This window comes from Hoyosella subflava DQS3-9A1 (genome assembly GCF_000214175.1).
GTDB classification, from domain to species: Bacteria; Actinomycetota; Actinomycetes; order Mycobacteriales; family Mycobacteriaceae; genus Hoyosella; species Hoyosella subflava.
In genome coordinates, this window is the sequence record NC_015564.1 from 3,084,504 (window position 1) to 3,104,000 (window position 19,497).

Annotated in this window: 18 protein-coding genes; 10 read left to right on the forward strand and 8 right to left on the reverse strand. The window is 61.9% G+C overall.

What is annotated here, in order from left to right; all coding sequences use genetic code 11:
* The first annotated feature begins 2 nt into the window (after nucleotides 1-2).
* From AS9A_RS14490 to AS9A_RS14515, 6 genes are all read left to right on the forward strand, one after another.
* Nucleotides 3-935 (forward strand): amino acid ABC transporter permease, encoded by a 933-nt coding sequence (locus AS9A_RS14490; protein WP_237707819.1) that lies wholly within the window; start codon nucleotides 3-5, stop codon nucleotides 933-935.
* Entirely contained in the window at nucleotides 932-1,699 is a 768-nt protein-coding gene (locus tag AS9A_RS14495; RefSeq protein WP_013807808.1) for an amino acid ABC transporter ATP-binding protein, read from the forward strand. Before AS9A_RS14490 ends, AS9A_RS14495 begins: the two co-directional genes overlap by 4 nt.
* Nucleotides 1,700-1,704: 5 nt before the next feature.
* Complete coding sequence (gene solA, locus AS9A_RS14500; protein ID WP_013807809.1) at nucleotides 1,705-2,895, forward strand: N-methyl-L-tryptophan oxidase; 1,191 nt, start codon at nucleotides 1,705-1,707, stop codon at nucleotides 2,893-2,895.
* A 131-nt stretch (nucleotides 2,896-3,026) separates the two neighbouring features.
* Nucleotides 3,027-4,280, forward strand: coding sequence for an aspartate aminotransferase family protein (locus AS9A_RS14505; RefSeq protein WP_013807810.1), 1,254 nt, complete (start codon nucleotides 3,027-3,029; stop codon nucleotides 4,278-4,280).
* A gap of 54 nt (nucleotides 4,281-4,334) precedes the next feature.
* Complete coding sequence (locus AS9A_RS14510) at nucleotides 4,335-5,789, forward strand: NAD-dependent succinate-semialdehyde dehydrogenase (RefSeq protein WP_013807811.1); 1,455 nt, start codon at nucleotides 4,335-4,337, stop codon at nucleotides 5,787-5,789.
* A 34-nt stretch (nucleotides 5,790-5,823) separates the two neighbouring features.
* On the forward strand, nucleotides 5,824-6,528 hold the full coding sequence (locus tag AS9A_RS14515) for a GntR family transcriptional regulator (RefSeq protein ID WP_013807812.1): 705 nt from the start codon (nucleotides 5,824-5,826) through the stop codon (nucleotides 6,526-6,528).
* Here the strand turns inward: AS9A_RS14515 and AS9A_RS14520 are convergent.
* Both AS9A_RS14520 and AS9A_RS14525 read right to left on the reverse strand, forming a co-directional pair.
* Complete coding sequence (locus tag AS9A_RS14520) at nucleotides 6,521-9,781, reverse strand: NAD-glutamate dehydrogenase domain-containing protein (protein WP_013807813.1); 3,261 nt, start codon at nucleotides 9,779-9,781, stop codon at nucleotides 6,521-6,523. The two genes, AS9A_RS14515 and AS9A_RS14520, sit on opposite strands and share 8 nt — an antisense overlap.
* Before the next feature lie 65 nt (nucleotides 9,782-9,846).
* The gene (locus AS9A_RS14525) at nucleotides 9,847-10,542 is read right to left on the reverse strand and encodes a GntR family transcriptional regulator (RefSeq protein WP_013807814.1); all 696 of its coding nucleotides are present in this window, start codon (nucleotides 10,540-10,542) and stop codon (nucleotides 9,847-9,849) included.
* Nucleotides 10,543-11,092: 550 nt separating this feature from the next.
* On the opposite strand from AS9A_RS14525, the gene AS9A_RS14530 reads away from it, so the two are divergent.
* Nucleotides 11,093-11,440: a cupin domain-containing protein gene (locus AS9A_RS14530; protein ID WP_013807815.1), complete on the forward strand. Its 348-nt coding sequence runs from the start codon at nucleotides 11,093-11,095 to the stop codon at nucleotides 11,438-11,440.
* 2 nt (nucleotides 11,441-11,442) lie between these two features.
* Here AS9A_RS14530 and AS9A_RS14535 read toward each other — a convergent pair whose 3' ends face one another.
* Together AS9A_RS14535 and AS9A_RS14540 are read right to left on the reverse strand one after the other, a co-directional pair.
* Nucleotides 11,443-12,138: a GntR family transcriptional regulator gene (locus AS9A_RS14535; protein ID WP_013807816.1), complete on the reverse strand. Its 696-nt coding sequence runs from the start codon at nucleotides 12,136-12,138 to the stop codon at nucleotides 11,443-11,445.
* Nucleotides 12,139-12,265: 127 nt separating this feature from the next.
* Nucleotides 12,266-13,156: a DMT family transporter gene (locus AS9A_RS14540; protein ID WP_041451116.1), complete on the reverse strand. Its 891-nt coding sequence runs from the start codon at nucleotides 13,154-13,156 to the stop codon at nucleotides 12,266-12,268.
* A gap of 380 nt (nucleotides 13,157-13,536) precedes the next feature.
* Here AS9A_RS14540 and AS9A_RS14545 point away from each other — a divergent pair, with 380 nt between their 5' ends.
* A complete protein-coding gene (locus tag AS9A_RS14545) occupies nucleotides 13,537-14,175 on the forward strand; it encodes a lytic transglycosylase domain-containing protein (protein WP_237707820.1) in 639 nt (212 codons plus the stop codon).
* Between the two features lie 6 nt (nucleotides 14,176-14,181).
* A complete protein-coding gene (locus AS9A_RS14550) occupies nucleotides 14,182-15,015 on the forward strand; it encodes an LLM class flavin-dependent oxidoreductase (protein ID WP_013807819.1) in 834 nt (277 codons plus the stop codon).
* Here AS9A_RS14550 and AS9A_RS14555 read toward each other — a convergent pair.
* Nucleotides 15,012-15,773, reverse strand: a complete 762-nt coding sequence (locus AS9A_RS14555; RefSeq protein WP_013807820.1) for an alpha/beta fold hydrolase — start codon at nucleotides 15,771-15,773, stop codon at nucleotides 15,012-15,014. The genes AS9A_RS14550 and AS9A_RS14555 overlap by 4 nt on opposite strands.
* A 3-nt stretch (nucleotides 15,774-15,776) precedes the next feature.
* Nucleotides 15,777-16,232 (reverse strand): carboxymuconolactone decarboxylase family protein, encoded by a 456-nt coding sequence (locus tag AS9A_RS14560; RefSeq protein WP_013807821.1) that lies wholly within the window; start codon nucleotides 16,230-16,232, stop codon nucleotides 15,777-15,779.
* 122 nt (nucleotides 16,233-16,354) lie between these two features.
* On the opposite strand from AS9A_RS14560, the gene wrbA reads away from it, so the two are divergent.
* Nucleotides 16,355-16,951, forward strand: coding sequence for an NAD(P)H:quinone oxidoreductase (gene wrbA, locus AS9A_RS14565; protein WP_013807822.1), 597 nt, complete (start codon nucleotides 16,355-16,357; stop codon nucleotides 16,949-16,951).
* 144 nt (nucleotides 16,952-17,095) lie between these two features.
* Here the strand turns inward: wrbA and AS9A_RS14570 are convergent, their stop codons facing one another.
* Both AS9A_RS14570 and AS9A_RS14575 read right to left on the reverse strand, forming a co-directional pair.
* Complete coding sequence (locus tag AS9A_RS14570; protein ID WP_148262474.1) at nucleotides 17,096-18,661, reverse strand: multicopper oxidase family protein; 1,566 nt, start codon at nucleotides 18,659-18,661, stop codon at nucleotides 17,096-17,098.
* Between the two features lie 6 nt (nucleotides 18,662-18,667).
* Entirely contained in the window at nucleotides 18,668-19,435 is a 768-nt protein-coding gene (locus AS9A_RS14575) for a hypothetical protein (RefSeq protein WP_013807824.1), read from the reverse strand.
* Nucleotides 19,436-19,497 lie beyond the last annotated feature (62 nt).

Below are 19,497 nucleotides of genomic sequence, written 5' to 3' on the forward strand. Positions count from 1 at the left end.
TCATGGTGCAACTGACTACCCGAGAAAGTAGCGCTCCGATGAATGGCATGGACCCTGCTCTGAAGCCGAGGCTCCGGCGGCGCAGCGTATTCGAGTACGCCGCCTGGGCGCTGTGCACCCTACTCGCCGTGGGCATCCTGACTTCGGTGTCAACCAACCCCAACTTCCGGTGGGATGTGGTAGCCAGGTACTTCACCCATGAATCGATCCTCCGCGGCCTGATGCTGACGATCGTGCTGACTGTGGTGAGCATGGTCGTTGGGACACTGCTGGGTCTTGTCCTCGCGATCATGAGGTCCTCTAGCATCAAGCCGGTAGCGGCCACCGCAGGCGTGTACATCACGTTCTTCCGGGGCACTCCCGTGCTGGTACAGCTCATCTTCTGGTTCAACATCGCCGCGCTCTACCCGAATATGTCGATCGGAATCCCATTCACTGACGTCAACACGGCGATTGACGTCAACGCGATTATCACTCCGATAGCCGCGGCGATCATCGGTCTGACGCTCAATGAAGCGGCCTACATGGCGGAGATCATCCGCGGTGGGTTCTCCTCGGTAGGCAAAGGCCAGATCGAGGCCGCCGATTCGCTGGGTATGAGCGGCGCAACCAAAATGCGCAAGGTGATCATCCCTCAGGCCATGCCCTCGATCATCCCCGCAACGGGAAACCAGGTGATCGGCATGTTCAAGGGAACGTCCCTCGTCAGCGTGCTAGGCGTCGCGGAACTGCTCCAAAGCGCCCAACTGATCTACGCACGCACCTACGAAACCATCCCGCTCCTCATCGTCGCCAGCCTGTGGTACCTCCTGATGACTCTGCTCCTGAGCTACCCGCAATCCAAGCTCGAGCAAAGGTACGCACACGCAAGCTCCAGGATCCCTCGAAAAGCGAAGACAGCTGTACTAACGGACACGGAAGGTGTTGCACGATGAATTGTGACGGTACGATCCATGGCCGTGGGATCCGCAAATCATTCGGTGCGAAGACGGTTCTGACAAACATCAACCTCGATATCTCGAGCGGTGAGGTCTGCTGCGTCATCGGCCCTAGCGGCTCGGGCAAATCAACGTTGTTGCGGTGCGTCAATGGTCTGGAGACCATTGATCTAGGAGTGCTCAAAGTCAACGGAGATCACTTCGGGTACTACGAGACTGACCACGCTTTTCAAGCCGTCAGTCGCAAGCGTCTCGCCGAACAGCGCACCAAGATCGGCATGGTCTTTCAGCAGTTCAACCTGTTTCCCAACATGACCGCCCAGGAAAACGTGATGGCGGGCCCCGTTCTCGTCAAGGGCCACAAGAAGCAGGAAGCAGCCAAGAAGGCGCAGCAGCTACTAGCGAGTGTCGGTTTGAGCGGCTTCGGCGGCCAATACCCCGCACAGCTGTCCGGAGGCCAGCAACAGCGCGTGGCCATCGCACGCTCCCTCGCGATGGACCCGGACATCATGCTTTTCGACGAGCCGACCAGCGCCCTGGACCCCGAAAAGGTCGGCGAAGTCCTCGCCGTCATGAAGGACCTAGCGCGGAAGGGCATGACCATGCTTGTCGTTACCCACGAGATGGGTTTCGCACGGGAAGTTGCCGATTCCCTGCTCTTCATGGACGAAGGCTGCATCGTCGAACGCGGCGATGCCCGCGAGGTCCTCGCCAACCCGAAGGAACGACGGACCCAGGCCTTCCTGGAAAGGGTGCTCTGAACACAATGGACGGAAAGCTTGCAATCATCGGCCTCGGCAGCGTCGGAAGCATGGCACTGTGGCAGGCTTCCCGCTCGTCGGGCTCGGTGGCCGGTTTCGAGGCGCAGTCTCCGGGCCACGGCCGCAGCGCCGCCGGCGGGGACACCCGCCTGTTCCGCATGCTGTACCGGGGAACACCGAGCTACTACCCCATCCTCGAGCGCTCCCAGCGCCTCTGGGCCGAACTCGAAGCCGACACGGGCCAGGAAATTCTGACCCGCTGCGGTGGGCTTTCGATCGGGACGGTGGACGGCCCCTATCTCCCGCACCTGCTCGAAACAACGCGGTTGAACGGCGCCGACCACGAGATACTTAGCCGCGAGGCGATGGCCGAGCGGTACCCTCAACACAATCTGCGGCCGGATGACCAAGCCGTGTACGACCCGCACGGCGGTGTCCTGCGGACCGACCGCGCGATCACTTCGGCAGTTGCCGCCGCGCAGTCGAACGGGGCAACGGTACTGACCAACACTCCGATCGACGGCATCCGGGAAACCGGCCACGGCGTCGTCATCACCTCCGGCGACAACTCCTGGACATTCGAAAACGTCATCGTCTCGTCCGGCAGCTGGTCTCAGCAACTCATGCCCGACTACCTCAAGGCCGTCACTGAAACCAGGCGGATCTACCTCACGTGGTTCGTCGCGCGGGACGCTACCGAGTTCTCACCGGACCGATTCCCCATCTTCATCCGCATCTCCGGAGAACGCTCCCTGTATGGGGCCCCCACAGTCGACGGGGTGACCGTAAAGGCGACCCTCGATGGCCGCTCAGCCCCCACACCCCATGCTGATACAGTACCGCGGGACCTCACGGCAGCGGAGATCGCGGAAACCACTGAGACCATCACCGAGTTCTTCCCCGGCCTCGTCGCCACCATCGTCCGCTCCGATGCCTTTCCTGACCTCTATACCGCGGACCAGCACCCGCTTCTCGGCCAACTGCGGGAAAACAGCAGAATCTACTGCGCCACCGGATTCTCCGGCGCCGGCTTTAAAATCGCCTCCGGAATCGGTGAGATCGCGGCGAGCGAGGCCCTCGGCGCTCACGCTTTTGAAGGGCTTGAATTCCTGCGCCCCCAGCGGTTCATGCCAGTTCGCACAAGCGTTAGTGCCCGCACTGGCAGCGAGGCCCACAGCAGGACTCACGGCGCGTAGCCCACCGTCCGACATTGCTGCCGGGGAATCTGCCGGGGCACGCACATTGGCATGACAACCGCGCTTATCTTCCACACTTCTACACCATCATTGTCTACATTCGACACTTTACATTGAAGGAAAGCTACCGCATGGCAACCCTCAGCCCCATCCTCAAGCAGGCTACGCCCGTCGTCGTTGACCGCGCGGCCGGCAGCTGGATCTACGCGACCGACGGTAAGAAGTACCTCGATTTCACCACCGGGATCGGCGTCACCAGCACCGGGCACTGTCACCCCGACGTCGTCGCCGCGGCTCGCGAACAGGTCGGCAAGATCGTTCACGCCCAGTACACGACGGTGATGCACAAGCCGCTGCTCCAGCTCACCGAGAAGCTCGGGGAGTTCCTCCCCGCGGGGCTCGACAGCGTCTTTTACGCCACCACCGGTGCCGAAGCGGTCGAAGCCTCGATCCGCCTAGCCCGAATGGCGACCGGGCGGCCCAACATCATCTCGTTCCACGGCGGCTTCCACGGCAGAACAGTCGGTGCCGCCTCGCTCACAACCGCCGGCACCAAGTTCCGCTCCGGATTCGCCCCAATCATGGGCGGAGTGAATATCTCGCCCTTCCCGCACGCCTACCGGTACGGCTGGGACGAAGACACCGCTGTCGCCTTCGCCCTGAAGGAACTCGATCACCTCCTGCAGACCATCAGCACCCCCGCCGATACGGCCGGGTTCATCATCGAACCCGTCCTCGGAGACGGTGGATATATACCCACCCCTCCCGCCTTCCTGGAGGGGTTGCGGGAACGCGCCGACCGGCACGGGATCGTCTTCATCGTGGACGAAGTGCAGGCAGGCGTGGGCCGCACAGGCAAGTTCTGGGGACACGACTGGGCGGATGTCCGGCCGGACATCGTCATCACCGCGAAGGGACTGGCCAGCGGGTACCCCATCTCCGCCATCGCGGCACCTACGGCACTCATGGCCAAGGCATGGCCAGGCTCCCAGGGTGGCACGTACGGCGGAAATGCTGTCGCCGCCGCCGCCGGTGTCGCAACGCTGGAGGTGATCGACCGTGAAAACCTCGTGTCCAATGCGCGCGATAAGGGCAAAGAGCTGCGCGCAGGGTTAGAGAACCTCCAGCCCGACTTCGCCGTCATCGGAAACGTCCGCGGCCGCGGCCTGATGCAGGGCGTCGAATTCACCACTGCGGCGGGCACCCCTGACAGTGCCACCGCGCTCGCCGTTCAGCAGGCCGCAGTCGGTGCTGAACTCCTGCTTCTCACGTGCGGCCCCTACGGCAACGTGATTCGCATCATTCCGCCTCTCAATGTCACCAGCGACGAAATCCAAAGCGGCCTTTCCAGGTTCAGGCAGGCCCTCAAGACGGCGACCACTTAGCACCTGCACACTCTCAGCCAGCGGCCCATTCCCGCTCCTCGACTAGGAAATCACATGAATCCCTCGTTCGACCCCAACAGTCTTCGCAAGGACCTGTTCATCGATGGCGTGTGGCGGAAGGCCGCCGGGGCCGCCACGTTCACCGTGGAAAACCCGGCGACCCAGGAAGTCATCGCCGAGGTGGCCGACGGCGGGCCCGGAGATGCCCTCCTCGCCATCCGCGCCGCTGGCCGTGCACAGGCGCAGTGGGCCACATCCACTCCACGCGCGCGCGCCGATATCCTGCGACGCGCCTTCGACCTCGTCGTCGCCAACACCGATCGGCTTGCGGCAATCATGACCGCCGAGATGGGAAAGCCACTCGCCGAAGCCAAGGGCGAAGTGGCGTATGGCGCTGAGTTCCTTCGCTGGTTTTCAGAGGAGGCTCTTCGTATCGGCGGCGATCTCACCACGTCCGCCGACGGCAACACTCGCATTCTGATCAGCAAGGAACCCGTTGGGCCATGCGTACTCGTAACGCCATGGAACTTCCCACTGGCAATGGGCACCCGAAAGATCGCCCCGGCGATAGCGGCCGGGTGCACGATGGTTTTCAAGCCGGCGGAGTTGACTCCGCTGACAGCGCTCGCGCTGGTGGACATCTTCCAGCAAGCGGGACTGCCTGACGGCGTCCTCAACGTCGTCACCACGTCCGCGCCTGCCGATGTGGTGGGATCGTGGATGAACAGCGGCATCGCACGGAAGGTGAGCTTCACCGGGTCTACCGGCGTCGGCAAAATACTGCTGAGCCAAGCTGCGGAGAACGTCATGCGCTCCTCGATGGAATTGGGCGGCAACGCCCCCTTTATTGTCCTGGCCGACGCAGACGTAGAGCGGGCTGTAGAGGGCGCCATGATGGCCAAGATGCGCAACATGGGCGAAGCATGCACTGCAGCGAACCGCTTCTTCGTGCACCGAACTCTCGTCGCAGAATTCGAGGAGAAACTCGCCAAGAGAATGTCTGAACTCAAGGTCGGGAACGGTGCAATAGCGGGAACCGAGGTCGGTCCCCTCATCGAGCAAGCCGGACTAGACAAGGTCGAGGGTCTGGTAGCCGACGCCGTCGCCCGGGGGGCTCGCGTTGTCACAGGCGGGTTCCGCCCAGAAGGCCCCGGATACTTTTACAGTCCCACTGTCCTCACGGACGTCCCCCTGGACGCGAAACTGATGTCAACCGAGATCTTCGGTCCAGTGGCAGCGATCACGCCGTTCGACAGCGAGGATGAAGTTGTGCGCCTGGCGAACGACACCGTATGGGGACTTGTCGGATATGTATTCACCGAAAATGTCGACAAGGCCATGCGGTTCTCTTCCGCGCTGGAAGTGGGAATGGTCGGCCTCAATACCGGCCTCGTCTCGAATCCCGCAGCACCGTTCGGCGGCGTCAAACAATCCGGACTCGGACGCGAAGGCGGAAAGATGGGTATCGATGAGTTCCTCGAATACAAATACACCGCGATTGCAACTTGACCTGCTTTTCCCACGACACCGGGAGGAAATTCTGATGGCAGCGCCGGATGGAATGCTTCTATTTGAGGAAAGGCCCACCGCGCAACTGATCGCCGACCACCTGCGGGAACAAATCGTCGAAGGCGTGTTCCGCCCCGGGCAGCAACTCAACGAATCTGTACTAGCAGGGCGGCTTCGGACGTCACGGGGGCCGCTGCGAGAGGCGCTGCAACGGCTATCCCAGGAGGGCATTCTGGTCAGTATGCGTAACCGTGGCGTCTTCGTGCCAGAGCTTTCCCTCGATGACATAAAAGAGATTTACTCAGTTCGAGAAGCGGTAGAATCAGCGTCGGCAAAATCGCTTATTGTTAAGGATGAGGACCAACTCCGGGAAACCAGGCAGGCGCTGCAAGAAACCATCAGTGAAATGGGAAGGCACGTTGCCGCATCCGACTGGCGCGCATGTACGAAAATGGATATGCAGTTTCACGTCCTCTTCGTCGCCGGGGCCGGGAATTCGCGATTGAGCCGTATCTACGAGACGCTGGTGGCTGAATCGAGAATGTGCATGCTCAGTCTCGAATGTTCCTACCCACGGCTCGGCGTGCTGGTACAGGAACATCAAAAGCTGCTCAACCTGCTGGAGGCGCGCGATGCTGAGGGGCTTCAGAGTGCAATCAGTCGTCACATGCATGGAGCCGTCGAGGATCTGATGCAGAACGCCACAGACGGTGTGACAGAAGGAGTTTCGGCTACCTGAGCACCCCGGTCGCATGCCTGAGGTCCCGAAGCGCCTGGACACCCACCGTGAGCATCGCGATGTCGGCGTTCGCGGTGGTCGCCAGGCCCGCGTAGGAGGATCTAGCTCGTTCGAGGGCCGCCGCGTTGCGCGCAGTCCACTGCGACAACCCGCCACTACGGAGCACATCGATGGCGATCGTGACCGACACAGAAATGAGCTGATCGTAGAGTGCGGCCTTAGCGAGTTGCGTCCAGTGAGTGTCAGCCGGGTGTGAGGCCATCGACTCAGTGAGCCATGACAGGCGCAACTGGGCGCTGACCAGTTTATGATGGTTGGCCAGCTCAGTGACATCGAAGCCATATTCGTCGGCAGCGGCCGCGAGCGCCAGAGCGGGCTGCAGCTGGGAAACAACACGGCAGCGGGTAGTCAGCTCCGCAGGTGCTCCGAGAACCGCAAGTTCCGCAAGGCATCGTTCGAGGACAGAGTCCGATTCCGCCCCGTGCTGCACCGGTACCGTGTCTCGAAGTTGGTGGACCGCCCTCTCCAGAAGGCGACATTCGTGTTCGGGGTCAGCAAGTTTGCTGTGGCGCCGAGTAAGCCAGCACACGTTGTACTCAAGCACGCGTTCGAGCGCATGGAGCGCGGGGATGGTTGCTGCTACGGGGTAGTTGCGCAGTCCCCTCCAGAGTTCCTCGAGACCAAACAAATCTCGGATAATCAGAAAAGCGCGAACGACCTGTTCAGTTGGCGCCCCAGTCTGGTCCTCAACTCGGTAGAGGAACCCTGGACCCACCCTATTGATCACGTCGCTGCTCAGCCGGGTAGCCACAATGTCACGTGCAAGCCGATGGGTGCGGATTTGCTCGGCAAAGCGGCCCGAGACTGGCTCTGGGAAGTACTCCACCAAAGTGTTGTGGACGCTATCGGCGTCAGGTAGCGAACTCTTGAGCAGGAGCGCGTGTACCGCGTTCTTCGCGTATGCCAGAAGGACCGCGATCTCGGGACGGGTCAGGCCCCGGCCGGCCGCCCGCCGCGCCGCGATCTCAGCGGTATCCGGGAGGTGCTCGCGAATCGGGTCGAGGCCTGACTCAGCTAGATCAGTCATGACCTGTTCGTGCCGGTCTAATAACGTGGGCCCATACGCCTCGGCGACGCTGATAGCCCACGTTTGCTCCTCGTTGTCCCGCAGCACCTGCTCCACCACATGGGCGGCACAGGTTCGCAGCAGGTGGTCTCGTTCAGCCCGATCGATAAGACCGGCGGAGACAGCCGAGCCCAGCAGTATCTTGAGATTGACCTCCCGATCGGAGGTGTTGACGCCTGCCGCATTATCGATGAAGTCGGCGTTGATGCAGCCCCCTTGCAGGGCGTACTCGACCCTGGCCGCCTGAGTCAGCCCGAGATTGCCCCCCTCACCGATCACACGGCAGCGCAGCTCTGAGGCAGTGATCCTGACACGGTTGTTGCTGCGGTCAGAAACCTGGGAGTCGGACTCGTTTGAAGCCCGTACAAACGTTCCAACGCCGCCGTTCCACAACAGATCAGTGGGTGCCCGCAGAATCGCCTGCACTACTTCGTCGGGTGAAAACTCCCCCTCGTCCACTCCCAGACGCTGCCTGGCCTGCGGCGAGAGCCGCACTGTCCGCGCCGACCGCGCAAACACACCGCCACCAGGGGATATCAGGTCCGCATTGTAGTCATCCCAGGATGAGGCCGGCACCCCGGCCAGCCTGACCCGCTCGGCGAAGGAGAGCCGCGGATCAGGGTCCGGGTCGACGAAGATGTGCCGGTGGTCGAATGCTGCCACCAGGCGGATCCGGTCCGATAGCAGCATGCCGTTGCCGAACACGTCCCCTGACATGTCCCCAATGCCCACCACGGTGAACTCATCCTGGGCTGGGTCGATGCCCAGCTCAGCGAAATGCCGACGTACTGCAACCCACGCACCGCGTGCGGTGACCCCAAGCCCTTTGTGGTCGAAGCCTGAGGAACCACCGGACGCGAAACCATCGTCGAGCCAAAAACCTGTTTCCTGAGCCTCGGCATTTGCAAGGTCAGAGAACTGCGCAGTGCCCTTGTCGGCCGCGACGACCAAGTAGGGATCAGAATCGTCCAGGACGACGGTGTCGGGCGGATGGTTCACGGCGCCGTCCACAAGGTTGTCGGTGATATCGAGCAAGCCGCGGACGAAGAGCCTGTAGCACCGCTGCACCTGTATCGTCGCGGCTGCAGCCTCCAGGCCAGCAAGCGGGACTTTCACAACGAACGCGCCCTTGGCTCCGGCAGGCACGATCAGGGAGTTCTTCACTTGTTGCGCACCGGCGAGTGCGATGACTTCGTCCCGGTAATCCTCGATCCGATCCGACCAGCGGAGGCCGCCACGAGCGGCGGCACCGCAGCGGATATGCAAACCACCTACGTCGGGGTGGTGCACAAAGGTTTCAACCCTGACAGCCGGGCCGCTGGGAAAGGGAAGCCGCGACGGGTCGAGCTTCAGCACGATGGTTTCGCTGGGACGACCCTGCCCGTCGGTACGGAAATAGCTGGTCCGAACGATGGCCGCTGCAACGCCCGCGTACCACTGCAGAACGCGGAACTCATCACGCGTTACGGCGGCCTCGACATACTTGCCGAGCTGGTCCTCTGGGACCTCTGGCCGGGACGGATCGAATCGTGCCTCGAACAACTCTATCCAGTGCCGCACGAAAGCCGGGTTTGCGACCAGAATGTTGCGCACATAGGCGCGGCTCGCGCCGATGTGCGCGAGCCGAAGGTACTGAAAGACCGCACGCAGAAGCTGCACCTGGCGTGCACGGAGTCGGGCAGTCCGCACGAGCATCGAAAAGTCGTCCCGATCCACGCTGCGTTCCCAGGCGAGCAGAAACGCCTCTCCTAGAAGCGGCAAGATTTCAGCGATGTCGGGAGCCACCAGCTCCTGGAAGGTGAAGATATCTCCGACCGGATCTCGGCCACTGCCCGGTCTGTGATCGGCTAGCTCCAGCCCCAGGTGCTCGAAGAGAGGCAACACTTCGACGAGCCGGGGCCGCTTTCCAGGCCAGCCCACAACGCACGTCGTGGACGTGTCGTCCGCGCTCCAGGACACCACAGCTTTTCCGGCTATCCGGGCCCGCTCGGCGAGTTCCTCAGGCTCTCTAGGGCCTAAATCCACCGAACTCAGCAAATGCTGGCGGGAATCGGCTGCTGCATCCGCAGCGGTCTCGGCAACCTGCCCATGGCCACGCTCAGGTGTTTGTCCGTGTTCCAAACCCATGACGTCACCTGATCCTCGCTGGCCGGACCGGGACTTTAGCCCTCATGCAACGCTCTTCGCGGCTCTCAGGGCGCCGCGGACTCGGCCTCTTCTTCGCGCCTGAGGCGCAGGGTGATGATCGCGTCATCGAAATGCTTTTTCAGCACCGCGAGCGCCTTCGTGGTGTCACCTTCACCGACCAATTCGCAAATCTTGCGGTGCTCCGCCACCAGATCCCATCGACGAGCCTCCGCCGCTGTCAGCACGCCGAGACACAATCGGGTTTCGGAGATCACCGTGCTGAACATGCGCTGGAGCCGGGGGCTCCCGGACGCTGCAACCAGGACGTTGTGGAACTCGAGGTCGAATTCACCGACTCTCTCCCAGTCTCCGGCCGCCTCATACTCCTCCATCGCCCTGACGCACCGGTCCAGCTCCTTATATGCCCGGTCCGACTTTGACGCGGCGATGATTTGCTGCACCGCTGCAGACTCCAGCGCCTGCCGGGCAAGGTAGATATCGACCACGTCTTCCTCGCTGAGTACCGGAACCGTGACACCCCGGTGCGGCTCGCTACGCAGAAGGCCTTCTTGGATAAGCCGCTGGAGCGCCTCCCGCACCGGGCCGCGGCTGACGCCGTAGGTGGTGGCGAGCTCGACCTCACTGAGCTGTGAGCCGGGGACCAAAGTGCCACTGATGATGCTGTCCCGAAGACGCTCGGTCACCATGGAGGCGAAAGTCGCCCGGGGGACGCGGACCGAATTTACGGGTTCGGAACTCACTCAGTTTCTCCCTCGTTATCGACTTCCTTGGCACTGGCGCGGCCTTGGTGCGACTCGTCCGCCCGCTGCGCACCTGTCTATTCTCCACTGACACTCAACCCTGTCCGTGTCTGGAGGCTGGCTCCCAGCGCGGGCTCGAAAAACGGCGTCGAGATGCGGATTCGTCTTCCAAACTACTAGCGAACCATGGCCGTTGGGTATTGTCAACAACCTGCAGTCGACGGTCTATCGCCGGATAACCTTGTAGTTATTGCCGCATACTGTAGACTGTTGACAAGCGAGAGCAAGGACTGGCACTCGGACGGTGGGCAGAGACCAAACGTCAGATAAGCCCACGGCGCGCCCTCCCCGCAGCACACCTGGGACGGCGCCATCGGCATTGTTCCGCGAGCCGTCACCCACACGGAGGCAGCGCTAGCGGCAATGCACCCACCAAAGGCCACCCCGGCGGTGGTGTCCCGTCTTACAACGCTCTGGCTGATTGCTCCTTCAGCCGGCGAGCCGACTCTCGCGACATCAAACCAGCGCTCACACAGAATGGAGACACCAGATGAGCACGTTCGTCCATGTACCCGCTGCCTCAATCACGGGACCGCTCGAATCAATCGGACAGCGTCCGGGAGCAGACTCCGGAGATCCGCAGCTAGGCATTCTCCGCTTCCAGACACGGGAAGCTGTCAGGGCCGGAGTTTGGGAATGCGAGCCTGGCGGCTGGCCTGTGGAGAGCCGCGCAGACACCGAAACCTGCTACATCCTGAGCGGGCGCGCCATAGTCACCGACGGTGCTTCCGGCCGCACATTTGAGATCTCTGCCGGCGATGTCATAGTGCAGCCGAAGGGCTGGTCGGGCCGGTGGGACGTAAAGGAGACGATCCGCAAAGTGTGGAGTTTGCGCTGAGCTCAACCAGCCCGCACTCGGTCGCTGTCGACCTCGAGTTGCCGTTTCAACGTGACCCTCGCTTCGACGAAGTGCTTGGTCAGCACCGCCACGGCACCCTCGGCGTTCTCGTCGCGGATCATCTCACTTATCGTGCGATGCTCGTCGACAAGATCGTCGCGGGCGCCGTACGCGGCTGTTAACACACTTACGCAGAGTCGGGTCTCAGAGATCACTGTTGTGAACATGCGTTCCAGCCTGGGACTGCCCGCAGCGGCGACAAGCGTGGTGTGGAAGTCGAGATCGCGGTCGGCGACTTCCGTCCGGTCACCCGTGTCCCGCGCGTCGCACATCGTGCGAACGATCGGATCGAGAACTTTGTACGCCAACTCTGCCCGCGATGTTTCAGTGATCCTCCGCACTGCGGCCGTCTCTAGGGCGACGCGAGCAAGGTAAATGTCGTCGACGTCCGCAGAACTGAGAACTGGAACGAAGACTCCTCGGTGTGGCTCGCTACGCAGCAAGCCCTCCTGAATCAAACGCTGAAGCGCCTCCCGCACTGGCCCTCTGCTGACGCCGAAACTCGCAGCCAACTCCGACTCGTTGAGTTGCTGGCCCGGCCGGAGTCTGCCATCCATGATGCTGGAGCGGATCCGCTCCCCCACCAACGACGCATAGGTGGCCCGCGGGATCCGAGTGGGCGCGTTTATCCCCGTCACAGTGCAACTCCCCCTGAATAACCGGACCGCGGCGCCTGACACCGCGCCAGTATTGCTACCGGTCAGCCCCTACTATTGTCAACATCCTACAGTATGCACAGTTTGCTTCAGGTGTTATGAGGGGCGTTCATTTACCCGGCGATCGCGCGATGAGCACCATGCCCGCGATGATGGCTGCCACCCCCGCCGCGCCAAGCACCGTGAGTGGCTCAGCAAGCAGGGTCACGGCGAGCAGTGCTGCGACAAGTGGTTCCGCGAGCGTCACTGTCGCCGCAGACGCCGCTGTGACGCTTGCGAGTCCCTTGATCCACAGAAAATAGGGAATCGCCGTCGCCGCGACTCCGAGCCATAAGGCCGCAACGAGTGCGTCGCTGGTGAACACCCACGAGAAGTCCTCCCCCAATTGAGTGAGCACCAGCAGCGCAGCGGCAATCACGAACAACGACGCGACAATGGTTTCGCCGGGCACACCGTTGAGGAGGAGCAGGCGCGCGAGGACCGTGTAGCACGCGTAGGCGAGACCGGCGCCGAGCGCGAAAAGCACGCCATGCCAATCGACGGGGTCGCCCGACCAGGGCGCGAGCAGCAGCACCAGGCCCGTCAGAACGATCCCCGTCGCGGTCATCCATCGGGACGTAATTCGTTCACGCAGCAGAAGTCCGAGAAGTCCAGTGAAGACGGGGCCAGAGCCGATGGCCACCAGCGTTCCGACCGCAACGCCTGTGGCGCGGACGCCGGAGAAGAAGCACACCTGAAACAGGACGATCGAGACGGCGGACGCGGTGATCAGCAGCGCGATGAGCCCGCGTTTCATCGTGACCGAGGACGGCGCGACCGTTCTCGGGCGCAAGAGGAGGACGAAAAAGCCGAGCAGTACGCCACCAATGACGAGACGAACGGTGGCGGTTTGTGATGGAGTCACCTCGCTGGGCAGAAACGCCTGGGCGGTGCCCGCGGTGCCCCAGAGGCCCGCGCCAAGAAGCACCAGTAGCCAGCCTGGAACTGCGTTGACTCTCACCCCTGTGCACGCTAGCGACAACGACACGAATTTGCACGCCCCTATCTTCACTGGCCGCTTGTGCAACTAGTGCAAGGTTCAAACGGGACGCTTTCGGGCCTCGATCTAGCGGCTTCAAAGTCATTCTTCGACGTAGCAATTTGGGTATTTACGTGCAGTTTTACCGTGTAATTCCCACGGTGGCAGTTAACAGTGTGTTACCGGCGAGCCCTTCACCCGGGCAACCACTTTCAGCCCACCCAAGACCCAGCGCTTACTAGTACGATCCGTGGGCGGCACACAACTCAAACACGCGATCAGAAAGTCTCTGTTACCCAATCGTGTCAAAACCGATTCATAAACGCGGTCTGCATGCGAAGCTTCTTTTTGCCATGAAAAGAATGCTGACCGCTCTCGGTTCCCTCATTGTCGCGCTCGGGTCGACGCTCGCGCTTGCCGCGCCCGCGTCGGCTAATACCGCGCCCACGGAGTATGTGCCGTGGCTTCAGAAATCCGCAACGCAATGTTCCGGAATCACCGCGTCGCTTCTTGCCGCGCAGATTCACGCAGAAAGCGACTTCCGGAAGAATGCCGTTAGCAGGTCCAATGCGCAAGGACCGGCACAATTCATTCCTAGCACCTGGGCTATTTGGGGCGTGGACGCCGATGGGGATGGAAGGGCAGATCCCTTCAGCATTCCCGACGCTGTGATGTCGCAGGGGCGTTTCATGTGCCACTTGCTCGACCGAACAACTAGCGGTGTCCGATCCGGACAACTCCGCGGCGACCCGCTCGATCTCGCGATCGCTGCCTACAACGCTGGTTTAGGCGCTATCACCCGCGCTGGGGGCATGCCCTCCGGTGGGGCCTATACGACCGAAACCCGGCCGTATGTACAGAAAATCCGCATGCTCGAACCCGGTTACCGTTACCTCAACAGCGGAGTGAGCCCACTGCCCACCGTGCCGTTCGTGCTTCCTGATCTGCCGCTGGACATCCTGGATTTCGGTTCGATCGGTTCACTCGGGGAACTCAGCTAGCAAGAAATGCACCCTCAGTTCGGTTTCTTCCTGACTCCCAACGCGAGTGACGCGAGCAGCCTGGTCTCTACTGCCAGGCTGCTCGACGAACTTGGTTACGACTTTGCGGGGATTCAGGACCACCCGTACCAGCGCCGGTTCCTCGACACATGGACGTTGATCAGCTACCTGGCAGCGCACACGCAAAACATCCGGTTCTTCCCGGACGTAGCTAGCCTGCCGCTGAGACCACCAGCCATTCTCGCGAAAAGTGCTGCTTCGCTTGATGTGCTGAGTGGCGGCCGAGTCGAGGTCGGGCTCGGCGCAGGCGCTTTCTGGGACGCTATCGAGGGCATGGGCGGCCCCCGCCGCTCGCCTAGCGAAGCACTGCAAGCCTTGCGTGAGGCAATCGACGTCATGCGCCTACTGTGGTCGGATCAGCGCTCAGTGTCCTACGGCGGGGAGATTTACCAGCTCAACGGAATTCACCCCGGGCCTGCCCCAGCGCATGCAATCGAAATCTGGCTCGGCGTGACCGGGCCGCGCGCGCTCGCACTTCTTGGCTCCCATGCGGACGGCTGGGTGCCGTCAATGAGTTTCGTTCCTCCAGAGAAGCTCCCCGGTATGCAGGCTCGCATCGATGATGCTGCGGTGGCAGCGAATCGCGATCCGGCCGCAATCCGCCGCGTCTACAACATCTGGGGTGAGTTCGAGCGCAACGAGTGGATCGATCTCCTCAGCGGGCTAGCTCGCGATCAACGGATCGGTACCTTCATTCTCGGCGGGCCCGATGACGAAGCGACGCTGAGGTGGTTCGCCGAGGACATCATTCCGGCCGTTCGGGCAGAGGTGGACGGTTAGGCACTGCGTGTCGCCGCCGCGATGGTCTTCGCTACTAGTTTGGGATCGTCGATCATCGGCACATGCCCTACCACTGGCAGGACGTGAAATGTCGCGCCGGGCAGTCGTTCCCGGGCGATAGCACCGTTGACCGCAGGGGGAAATATCGCATCATGCTCAGCCCACGCGAGTGTGACGGGGCACGGCAGCGGATCGAGCGGGGCGACTGATTCACGGGTGCCCAGCAGGTCTGTCGTGACTGCACACCCGAGCAGGTCATCGACCGCGGCAAGCGCCTCGTCGGCAGTCAACCTGTCTGCGCGCTCGGCGATGTCGCGCATCGCGAGGCGTCGGACCTTGGCTGACTTCAGAAACAATGGTGCTACCGGCCGCGTGAAGCGACTCAGCGCTACTTCCCGGCGCAGCCGTGCCACACCGTCTGCTTGACTGTGGCTGCCTGCGTCCCAGAACCCAGCTGGCGAGAGTGCGCACACTGACGCCGCACGGCCGCGCCGGGCCAGTTCAATCGCCATCCAGCCGCCCAGCGAGTTGCCGGCAAGATGCGGACGCTCGAGTTCCGACTCGTCGAGCATCCGCTCGGCGGCGTCAACGAGGTGCCTGATGAGTGCCGGCCGTTGCAGCGCAGGCGGACCCCCTTTGTGGCCCAGCGCAGTTGGGGTGCGTACGTCGTATTGATCGGTCAGCAGCGGGACAACACGGTCCCACACCCGGCCCGACATGGTGACGCCGTGCAGGAGAACAAGGGCTGGTTTACTCATCGGCTAATCGTCGTGCCGGACCTTGTGCTGGCTGAGAACTGACACGCGGTTGAACGCGTTGATTGTGATCACAGTCCAGTTGAGTGCCGATATCTGATCTTTCGTGAAATGGCTGGCAGCCCAGTTGAACGCCTCGTCACGTCTGGTCTCATCGGTGATCAGCGTGACCGCCTCAGCCAGTGCTAGCGCTGCCTTTTCGCGTGCGTCAAACAGGTTGGATTCCCTCCACGCGGGCAGCAGAGTGATCCGCCGATATGTCTCCCCGTTGTCGAGCGCCGCCTTCGCGTGGACGTCGAGACAATACGCGCAGGCGTTTATTTGGGACGCTCTCAGGTTAACCAGTTCTAAGAGGCGCCGATCGAGCCCGGCGTCATGTGCTGCGGACCGCACCGTGCGGGCCGTGGCGAGGTAGGACTTGAAGACTTCGGGGTGATGCTTGTCGAGCGATGGACGAACCATGAACTTTCTCCCGCTAGGTTGTTGACGCATCAAACATAACGCTTTAGAGTCCACCCAGTTGAAGGTTCAACCTTAACCAGGACCCATAGACCGATCCGCCCCCGATAGTGCTGGAGGATCACATGAAGCTCGCAGTTATCTACTACTCCGCAACCGGCCATGGAACGACCATGGCACACCGCATCGCAAAAGCAGCCGAAAACGTTGGTGCAGAAGCGCGCGTCCGTCACATTGCCGAGACCGCCGACCCCTCCACGTTCGCCGACAACCCCGCCTGGAAGGCGAATTACGAGGCAACCAAGGACCTCCCTGAAGCCACGGGTGACGACATCGTCTGGGCTGACGCCATCATCTTCGGCTCCCCCACCCGATTCGGCGCCACGTCCGCGCAGTTCCAGAGTTTCGTCGACTCACTCGGCGGCCTATGGGCAGAGGGCAAGCTCGCAGACAAGGTGTATGCAGGGTTCACATCCAGCAAGTCTGCGCATGGTGGCCAAGAGACAACTCTCATCAACCTCTACACGTCGCTGATGCATTTCGGTGGCGTCATTGTGCCGCCCGGATACACCAGCGAACTCAAGTTCAGTGACGGCAATCCCTACGGCGTAAGCCACGTGACGGGGCCAGACAACACTGACGAACTCACGAGCGATACCGAAGCAGCGCTTGAACACCTCGCCACGCGGGTCGTCGAGACTGCCAGAAAGCTCGCCGGATAATCCCGGCGATAGGAGGAGCCGGGCTCAGTGCGCATCAATGGTGCTGCGCGCCGAGCCCGGCTCCTTTCCGCTGCGCAATTGGGCAGTTCAGCCGTCTGGTCGGCGAGTTCGTGGAGCCGCGCGCCTTACGTTGGGACCAACAGGTTAGGTGATCGCGTAGTTCGCCATCATCCCCATGTCTTCATGTTCATAGGTGTGGCAGTGAAAAGTATATTTGCCGCGATAACCGTCGAAACGGATGATCACTCGTGCACTCCCTCGAAGACCCAAGGCGAGGGTATCTTTCCAGCCATACTTATCAACTCCAGGATTGTCGAGAACCTGGAACGGGACGTGGTGGATATGGAAAGGATGCCGCAGGTCGCTGCTCAGCTGCCAGATTTCGGTATCTCCGAGAGCTGGTGCGGCCGCGATGTGGTCCGGGTCGAACAAATGCCCTCCTATCGGCCACAGCGCACCGTCGTGCTGGTTGCGCCGCGCAAAGTGAAACGTGCGCGTACGTACAGCCTGCGACTCGTCGAGACGCTCAACATGCGACAGGACAGCGGGCGCCGAGTAGGACGGCCCCCACTCAGAACCGACACGGAACAGCAGGACGTCGCTGCAGTGCTCGTCACCGTAGCGGTTCCGCAGGACGACGTTCTCCCCCGGGCTGAAGGACGAGAAATCGACGAGCACGTCAGCCCGCTCAGAGGGAGCCAGTGCGAAACTCCGCAACTCGACTGGCGCGGCGAGCAGTCCACCGTCTGAGCCGATTAGCAGAAATGGCTCACGGCCCGGCGGACCAGGAACGAGTTCGAATCTGTAATGCCGTGCATTACTGGCATTCACGATTCGCAGTCGGTAAACGCCGCGCGAAACCGGGTGAAACGGCGCAGGAACGCCGTTGACCAGCAACACATCCCCCAGCACGCCATTCGCGAAATCGGGCAGAACCCCAGGCGGTGACACCAGTTCAGGATCGCGAGACGGGTACAAGAATCTTCCGTCGCGACCGAAAGACCTGTCGGTGACCATCAAGGGAAGCTCGTACTCACCGGTGGGCAGGCCGAGCGCGGCTTCTTCATCATCACGGTGAAGGTGCATGCCCGCTAAGCCGCGCCACACTTGCGGTCCGGTGAAGTCCATGCGGTGGTCGTGGTACCAGAGCAGCGCTGCCCGCTGATCGAGTGGGTACGTATAGTCCCGCTCGCCGTGGCTGATTGCACCGGAATGTTCATGCCCATGTTCCCAGCCCCGAGCCGGCAAAAGCAGGTCCGTGGGGTAGCCGTCGTCCGCCGCGGGCGTACGGCCACCGTGGAGGTGTGTGCTCACCGGCGCGGGAAGCTCGTTGCGTGTGTGGACGACGACGCGCCGCCCGCGCTGGGACTCAATCAGCGGGCCGGGAAACTCTCCGTTGTAACCCCAGATTGGGGTCTCCACGCCCGAAACGATTTCTTGCAGCGCCGGGCGCACAGTGAGCTCGTAATGATCAGTGCTCCCCACAGTCCGTACGGGGCGCAGCATGGACGGTAGCGCGAGCGGCACTGTGAAAGATTCCGGGACGGACGCACCGAGCACCATCAACCCGGTTTGTCCGGGCACTTTCCGGCCAAGGATTCCCTGATCCCCACCAGTCACCGAACATCCTGCGACGAATGGTCCCGCGAAGGCGGCGCCGACGAGCATTCGCAAGAATTGTCGGCGGGAGGATTCCGCAGGGCCACTCATGCAGGTTTAGCTGACTGTCACTTCCTTGATCATTCCCTGGGCGTGGTGCGGAATCTCTTCGTCTTCGCTAGTTACTGGGCACAGAATGAAGTACCGGCCGGGTTCGGAGAGATCAGCGGTGAGGTACGCGGTCTGCTCCGGCTCCGCGAACGCACCCGCCGCGTACCACTCGACCGTTGCAATGGCGTCATCTTCGTCCAGTTGCGCGAAGTCGTCGACAGTGCCCTCGTAGTCGTCGGGAACTTTCGCGACAATCACCAGGTGAAAGTTCTCTTGGTCATTGTCGAGCTGAATGCTGTATCGGCCCGGCGTGAGAGTATCTGGTACGCCGACAAACTCATGCGTCGCAGGTGATCCCTCTTCCTCAGGAGTTTCCTCGACGCCAAGGTCGATCTCCTCGTATCCGCAGACGTCACGGCCGACCACACCTACGGTGCCCATTGCCTGCCCGATTTCAGGCCCTTCAAGCAGCTCGAAGTTCTCTGTTTCGATCACCTCATTGGTCAGCTCAATCGCCGATGAGGCAGCCTCTGCACCTTCCCCGTCTGAGCCGGCTTGGATGCGTTCAAAAAAGGACCGGAACTCCACGAGATCCGCCTCCGTGGGGTCGCCTTCCGGCGGCTCCCACAGCCCGAATTCGATGAGTGCCTCACAGGCATCTGCCTGGACTTCGGTGAGTTCTGGCTCGTCAGTGGTCGTGTCATCCGACGTGCAGCTCGCTGCACCTAGTGCACATATTGCCGCCACAGCAATTGTCCAGCGCTTGATTGGCACCGTTCCTCCTCGGTTAACCCCGACCGCCTGTGTTAAAGAGACGGCATCACGAGTCCGGGGAA